Raw genomic sequence first — 6,756 nt, 5'->3', positions numbered from 1 at the left:
GCCCCCGACCCACGGCGTCCGCCAGCTCGCCGACGCCGCGGCCCACCCTGCCCCGCCCGGGTGAGCTGACGCCCCTGCCGCCGTCACAGGAGTCGAGCCTGAAATCGTCCGGGGGCGGGCCGGAGACCTTCATCGACTTCGTCAACGCCCGCTCCGAGACGGTGGTCGTGCACTGGCTCGACTACGGCGGCCAGCGCCAGCAGTACGCGATCCTCCAGCCGGGCCAGTGGTACCGGCAGCAGACCTACGTGGGCCACCCATGGGTGGTGACCAACGCGCAGGGCGTCGGGCTGGTCTGCTTCCTGCCGGCGTACGAGACGCTGCGAGCGGTGGTCAGGTAGGCGGCAGCCGGGGTCGGGCGCTCCGACAGAGGGACGGCCCGAGCCACCCCTGGCAACCGGCGATCCGACACCTCGATTCGCCGCCACTCCCCGCCGTTCCCCGCCTCGCCCGGTGAGCCTGGCGTGGACCGGGCACTTGGCACCTACCCGCTTGCTGACGCGCTACGGCCGGGGTGTGATGCGCGGCGGTGCCTAACACCGCTCATCCGCGCTGGACGGCCCGGCTACCTCCCCGGTTAAGGCCAACTTCGGTGATCCGTGGGCGAACATATGGCGTGATAAGTACCCTGAACTCCCGTAACGGACGAAGACCACACTTTTGCAGCATATCGGGGGTTATAGTGCCGAGTATCAGGGCAGTAAGAAGAATGGGACGGATCGGCGTCGTTGTCGGGATGGCCACCGCCCTGTTCGCAGCCGTCTCCGGCCCGCAAGTGGCAGGCGCCGACGGCGGTCAGCCAGGACGCGACACGGACCGGCATCAAGAAGAGACGACGAGCCCTACCTCTTCATGCAGTCCGCCGGTCCACGTCAGGATCCTGACCCCGAGACCCAACGACAACGCGGGAGTCGGTGGGTTGGGCTGGATCGTCAACCTCTCCCTGCGGTTCCCCGACGGTCCGAACGGCCTGGAGCGGGCGGGGTTCACGGCACCGCAGTTGACGGGGCCGGCCGGTCACAACAACATTCCGCCGTTCCCCGGGACCTTCAGTCCTGGTCAGGACGACCGGCTCCCCGGGCTGGTCGTGCTGGTCTCGACCTCCACCGTCGGGGCCGGGGCGGGGCAGAACCTGGCGAACCTGTTCAACCTCACCGGCGTTACCGACCGCACGCAGAACGTAACTGAGATCACCGACGACTGGTTGGTCGGCGCGGCCGCCTTCGGCACGAACGTCCAGTCACAGGTCATCGCGGCCGTGGTCGAGGATCTCAACGGCAACGGGATCTTCGACGACGCGCCGAATGTGGTGCCGGACGCGAACAACGACGGAAAGATCGACGTGAAGGATGTGAGGGCGCTCGGTCTCGCATCGAACGTGGCCACCGTCAAGTTCCGGATCAATGGCAACACCTGATCATCGGGCGCTGCCAGCTCCGAACTGAGCAGCGCCTCTGCCGCGGCCATCTCATCAGCCGCAAGCCAGGGCGAGCGGGGCGGCGGACGCGGACGACTGATCTGTCGCGAAAGCTACAGAGGTTCGGATCCTCTACCCGCCACCAGGCGCGAGAACGGCCCCTGACCAGGAAGTCGGTCGGGGGCCAATCTCGTCTGGTCCCGCTCAGTCCAGCCCTCCGGGGCTGCCTTGTCCGCTGGGCACCAGCGCCGGCGGGACTGCCTTCGCGGCGGCCGAGGCCGCCGGGCGGAATCCGTTCCACGACCTGCGGCACGCCTACGGCACCTCGTTGGTCAGTGACGACGTCCCCAATCAACCTCGTACAGCGGGCGACGGGCCAAGAGCTGGCATCCGCGACAGTCAATCGTCATAAGCACACCCGGACGACTACACCACCCGGATCTTGGCAGCCTTCGACGGCTCTGCTGCTCTCTGCTGCCTCTGACCGGAGGAACGCTCTCGGACAGCGCCTCTCCCTACGACGAAATGCCCTATGACCTGCGGCGGAGCGTTCAGGAGAGAAAGAGACGACCCCCGCCGGGGGGAGACGGGGGTCGTCGGGAGGTTCGGCTCCGGGGGGGTCGAGCCGAACCAACTCAGCGGCCACGGGGGGTGCAACCGCCGAGGGCTATGTGATCGACGGCGGGTGAACGCTCGTCGCGAGCACAAGCATGCCGCAGCCGACCCTTATACGTCGAGTGGTGTTCGCTCCACCCACCGCTCATTTGTGTTCGGAGCGTGTGATCGCGATCACCGTCAGCCAAGAGGTTGGGGGTGGCGTCCGCCGGGTGACCCCGGCCACCCGCCGACGGCTTCCCATCGGGCTAGACTTTCGCGCCGTGGGCCGAAGTGCCGCTTTCTTCGATCTGGACAAGACCGTCATCGCCAAGTCGAGCGCCTTGGCGTTCGGTCGGCCGTTCTATCGGGACGGGCTGATCACCCGACGGGACGTGGTCAAGTCGGCGTACGCGCAGCTGATGTTCCGGCTGGGCGGCACCGACGAGCAGACCATGGCCCGGACCCGGGACTACCTCGCCACGCTCTGCAAGGGCTGGCAGGTGGAACAGGTCCGCCAGATCGTCGCGGAGACGCTGCACGAGCTGATCAACCCCTACGTGTACGCCGAGGCCGCCGCCCTGATCGAGGAGCACCAGGCCGCCGGCCGGGACGTCGTGCTGGTCTCCGCCTCCGGCGAGGAGATGGTCCGCCCGATCGGCGAGCTGCTCGGCGTGACCGACGTGATCGCCACCCGGATGGCGGTGGAGGACGGCCGCTACAGCGGCGAGGTCGAGTTCTACGCGGCCGGCCCGAGCAAGGTCGACGCGGTCGGTGAGCTGGCCAAGGAGCGCGGCTACGACCTGGCCGACTCGTACGCCTACTCCGACTCGTACAGCGACCGGCCGCTACTGGAGTGCGTCGGGCACCCGACCGTGGTGAACCCGGACCGGGCCCTGCGCAAGCTGGCGGTAGAGAACTCCTGGCCGGTGCTGGAGTTCCGGCACCCGGTCCCACTGGGCCGGCGGCTGCGTGAGCGACCCGCCGTCCCGGTCGCCGCGGCGGCGCTCGGCGTCGGCGTCGGGGTGGCCATCGGCATCGCCTGGTACGGCCGGCACCGGCGTACCCGGGCCACCACCACCCCGGCCGCCTGAACCCACCCGCACCGACTCAGACTCACCCCTGCCCGAAGGATTGAGCGATCGCTCAAACCTGTCTATCCTCAGCGTTGAGCGGTCGCTCAAACGGGGAGGGCGAGATGGCCGAGCAGGACGAGCGGCAACCACGGCGTACCACCGCGAACTGGGTGCTGGCGGGGCTGATCACCGCCTTCGGGGTGGTGGTCTTCGTGCTGACCGTACGGGAGGGTCGGGCCGACAGCGCGCTGCTCTTCGTGGGGCTGCCGGTGCTCCTCGCGGCGGCGCTGGCCCTCACCCCCGGCCGCACGGCACACGGGCGGGTCTTCGTCGTCACCACCATCGCCCTGCTGCTGGCGGCGGTGGCGCTGCACGAGGGCGCCGTCTGCGTCATCCTGGCCGCGCCGCTGGTCTACGCCGTGGCCCATGGCACCACCGCCCTGATCCGCGCGCTGCGGAACTCGTCGCGGACGTACGCGATCGTCGCCGTGCCGCTGCTGCTCCTGCCCGGCCTCGAAGGCACCGGCCTCGCCCCGCGGCTCGCCCCAGAGCAGAGAGTCGAGGTGGTCCGGGTCGTCGCGCTGCCGGTCGATGAGGTGGCCGCGCGCCTCGCAGTCGGCCCCCACCCGGAACCGGCGCGCTCCGTCCCCCTGCGGATGCTCGGTGTGCCCACTCCCGGGCAGGTCAGCGGCGACGGGCTCGACCCCGGCGACCGGTGGATGTTCGGCTACCACGGCAGCGCGCACGGGCCGGGCGGTCACCTGCTCGCGGTGGTGGAGACCAGCCGGCCGCAGCAGGTCACTTTCCGCTTCGCCGAGGACAGTTCGATCACCGCCCGCTGGTTCGCCTGGCAGCACGCCGACGTGCGCTGGCGGGAAATCGATCCCGGACACACCGAGGTCCGCGTCACCGTGGACTACCGGCGCGGCCTCGACCCCTCCTGGTACTTCGGACCGTTGCAGCAGTTCCTGCTGGGCGAGGGGGTCGGGCACCTGCTCGACATGATGAGGCTGCGATGACCGCGGCCCGCTACCTCAGCCTGGCGGTGCCCCTCGCGGCCGCGGTCGCCGCCGCCCGGCTCGAACGGGACCGGGGCGCGCGGGCGGCCGCCCTGCTGGCCTTCGTGGCCGCCGCGGTCGGCATCGCCGCGCTGAACGGGGCGGCCCGACGGTACGGCTGGTACGTCTTCGCCCCGGCGCGCGGCGCGTACCGGGGAATGCCGGTCGACCTCTGGATCGGCTGGGCGGCGCTCTGGGGTCCGGTGCCGGTACTGCTGCGCCGGGTGCTGCCGCTGCCGCTGGCGTTGGGCCTGCTTCTCTGGGTCGACGTCGTGGCGATGCCCGCGTTGCACCCGCTGGTCCGGCTCGGTCCGCACTGGCTGGTCGGCGAGGTGGTCGGGCTGTTCGCGGTGGCACTGCCGGCGCAGCTGCTCGGCAGGTTCTGCGCCGACCGGCGGCACCTGCGGGCCCGCACCCTGCTCCAGGTCGCCCTCTTCACCGCCCTGCTGCTCTGGTTCGTACCGTCCGTGGCCTTCGAACTGGGGGATGGCTCCTGGGCACGGTTGACGGCACTGCCGCCGTCCGTGGCGCTGGTCGTCGCGCAGGTCGCCCTGCTGGTCGCGACGCCGGCCCTCACGGCGGTCCGGGAGTTCGCCGCGCGGGGCGGCGGTACCCCGTACCCCTGGGATCCGCCCGGTCGGCTCGTCACCACCGGCCCGTACGCCTATCTGGCCAACCCGATGCAGCTCAGCGCGGTGGCCTTGGTGCTGCTCACCGCCTTGGTGACCCGCAGCGTCACGCTGCTCCTGGCCGCCGGGGCGGGGGTGGCCTTCTCCGCCGCGGTGGCCCGGCCGCACGAGAAGTACGACCTCGACACCCGGTACGGCGAAGCGTCGCGTGCCTACCGGCAGCAGGTCCGGGACTGGTGGCCGCGCTGGCGGCCGTACCCGTCGCGGTCGCCCGCGGTCCTCTGGCTCGACGACGACTGCGGGCCGTGCGCCGCGACCTGGCGCTTCCTCGCCCGCCGGCATCCGGTCGGGCTGCGGATCCGGCCCGCCGGGGAGGACCCCCGGGTGCTGTGGCGGGCCCGGTACACGGGCGACGGCGGTCACGAGGAACGGGGGGTGGCCGCCGTCGCCCGCGCGCTCGAACACCTTCACCTGGGTTGGGCCGTCGTCGGTTGGGCGCTGCGGCTGCCCGGGGTGACGTGGCTGGCCCAACTGGTAACCGATGCGATGATCGCACCGCCGCACCCGGTGACGCCGCGAGGAGGACCATGTCCGACACCAAGCAACGCCTGCTCGACGGGGCCATCGCGGCGATCCGTCAGCACGGCATCGCCGGCATCTCGGCGCGTACCATCGCCGCCGCCGCAGGGGTGAACCAGGCGCTGGTGTTCTACCACTACGGAAGCGTGGACGACCTACTCGCGGCGACCTGCCGAGCCAGCACCGCGGAGCGGGTCGCGCACTGGTCGGCCCGGCTGACCGGCGTCGGCTCGCTGCGGGAGCTGCTCGAGGTCGGACGCGCCCTGCACGAGCAGGAGCGCGAGCTGGGCAATGTCTCGTTCCTCGCCCAGATGCTCGCCGGCGCGCAGACCGACGAGCGGCTCGCCGCCCCCACCGCCGGCGCGCTCCAGCTGTGGGTGGACGAGATCGAGCCGGTCCTGCGCCGGCTGCTGGCCGGTTCCCCGTTCGCCGAGATCGCCGACGTTCCCGGTCTGGCCCGGGCCGTGTCGGCCGCGTTCATCGGGCTGGAGCTCTACGACGGCGTGGACCGGGCCGCCGCCGACCGGGCGATGGCCGCGCTGGACCAGCTCGCGGTGCTCATCGAGATCGTGGACGACCTGGGGCCGCTCGCCCGGCGAGCCCTTCAGGCGAAGGTCAACCGGGCGGTCCGGCGGGACTGACCCTGGTCAGGCGGCGGCGAGGACCTCGTCGCCGATGAGGCCGATCTGGTCGGCGCCGACCTCGATCGCGGACATGTAGTGGCGGAGCCAGGAGCGCAGCCCGTCCGGGGTGCCGGTGGCGAAGGCACCGGCCGCGCCGACGTACTCCGGTTCCCGTTCGCGGTGGCCGACGTCGACGGCGACCAGGCCACGTGGGTCGAAACCGGTGGAGAGCAGCACCAGCCGGGCCGCGGCCCGGGCGACGACCCCGGACGGCCCGGCGAACGGGCGCAGGTTCAGCAGCTCGCCGTGCACGACGGCGGCCAGCACCAGCGGGGAGACCTTCGTGCCGCCGGCCACCAGACCGGCCAGCCCGTCGAGGCGCGCCGCGACCACCGGGTCGGCGACCGGGCGGCCCAGCTCGGCTTCGGTCACGACGTCGCGGGCGGCGAGCACGTGCAGCTTCGCGAGGGCCTGCCGGGGGGCCTTCGGCCAGAGTTCGGTCAGCCCGGGCAGCGCCCCGGCGACCCGCAACGCGCCCTGGAGCACCGGGTCGGTGACCGTGCCGGCGCGAACGGCCTCACGCTCGTGCGGGTGGCCCTCCAGGACGGCGCTGGCGACCGCGGAGCGGAGGCTGACCTCGGCGGCGACCTGGCCGCCGTGCCGGCGCAGGGCCCGGTGCCGGTGCGCCTGGTCGACCCGGTCGCGGGCCCGCTCGACGGCGGGCGCGATGTCGGCGAGCGCGAGCAGCGGGGCGAGCGGGTCGACCAGGCGCACCGGCAC

7 protein-coding genes are annotated in these 6,756 nt (G+C 72.1%); 6 read left to right on the top strand and 1 reads right to left on the bottom strand.

What is annotated here, in order from left to right; all coding sequences use genetic code 11:
• From DKL51_RS36575 to DKL51_RS22620, 6 genes are all read left to right on the top strand, one after another.
• Positions 1–341 (top strand): VHL beta domain-containing protein (locus tag DKL51_RS36575; RefSeq protein ID WP_498070933.1); only part of this gene is annotated, 341 nt, incomplete at its 5' end.
• Positions 342–736: 395 nt separating this feature from the next.
• Positions 737–1,417: a hypothetical protein gene (locus DKL51_RS22640; protein ID WP_123809602.1), complete on the top strand. Its 681-nt coding sequence runs from the start codon at positions 737–739 to the stop codon at positions 1,415–1,417.
• 878 nt (positions 1,418–2,295) lie between these two features.
• Positions 2,296–3,105, top strand: coding sequence for an HAD family hydrolase (locus DKL51_RS22635; protein WP_109943126.1), 810 nt, complete (start codon positions 2,296–2,298; stop codon positions 3,103–3,105).
• Between the two features lie 104 nt (positions 3,106–3,209).
• Positions 3,210–4,106: a hypothetical protein gene (locus DKL51_RS22630; protein WP_109943127.1), complete on the top strand. Its 897-nt coding sequence runs from the start codon at positions 3,210–3,212 to the stop codon at positions 4,104–4,106.
• Positions 4,103–5,467, top strand: a complete 1,365-nt coding sequence (locus DKL51_RS22625) for a methyltransferase (protein WP_109964468.1) — start codon at positions 4,103–4,105, stop codon at positions 5,465–5,467. The genes DKL51_RS22630 and DKL51_RS22625 overlap by 4 nt, the downstream gene beginning before the upstream one ends.
• The gene (locus tag DKL51_RS22620; RefSeq protein ID WP_109964469.1) at positions 5,362–5,994 is read left to right on the top strand and encodes a TetR/AcrR family transcriptional regulator; all 633 of its coding nucleotides are present in this window, start codon (positions 5,362–5,364) and stop codon (positions 5,992–5,994) included. Before DKL51_RS22625 ends, DKL51_RS22620 begins: the two co-directional genes overlap by 106 nt.
• Positions 5,995–6,000: 6 nt before the next feature.
• Here the strand turns inward: DKL51_RS22620 and DKL51_RS22615 are convergent, their stop codons facing one another.
• A complete protein-coding gene (locus DKL51_RS22615; RefSeq protein ID WP_260428626.1) occupies positions 6,001–6,750 on the bottom strand; it encodes a Fic family protein in 750 nt (249 codons plus the stop codon).
• Positions 6,751–6,756 lie beyond the last annotated feature (6 nt).

Origin of the sequence: Micromonospora globispora (assembly GCF_003857015.1) — a bacterium.
GTDB classification, from domain to species: domain Bacteria; phylum Actinomycetota; class Actinomycetes; order Mycobacteriales; family Micromonosporaceae; genus Micromonospora; species Micromonospora globispora.
Note: the sequence above shows the minus strand (reverse complement) of the source record. Positions and strands in the feature narration are given on the sequence as shown.

What these genes read in the sequence shown, in the direction of transcription:
- DKL51_RS22640 (WP_123809602.1), top strand. Translation starts at nt 737, where the DNA reads ATGGCCACCGCCCTGTTCGCAGCCGTCTCCGGCCCGCAAGTGGCAGGC.
- DKL51_RS22630 (WP_109943127.1), top strand. Translation starts at nt 3,210, where the DNA reads ATGGCCGAGCAGGACGAGCGGCAACCACGGCGTACCACCGCGAACTGG.
- DKL51_RS22625 (WP_109964468.1), top strand. Translation starts at nt 4,103, where the DNA reads ATGACCGCGGCCCGCTACCTCAGCCTGGCGGTGCCCCTCGCGGCCGCG.
- DKL51_RS22620 (WP_109964469.1), top strand. Translation starts at nt 5,362, where the DNA reads ATGTCCGACACCAAGCAACGCCTGCTCGACGGGGCCATCGCGGCGATC.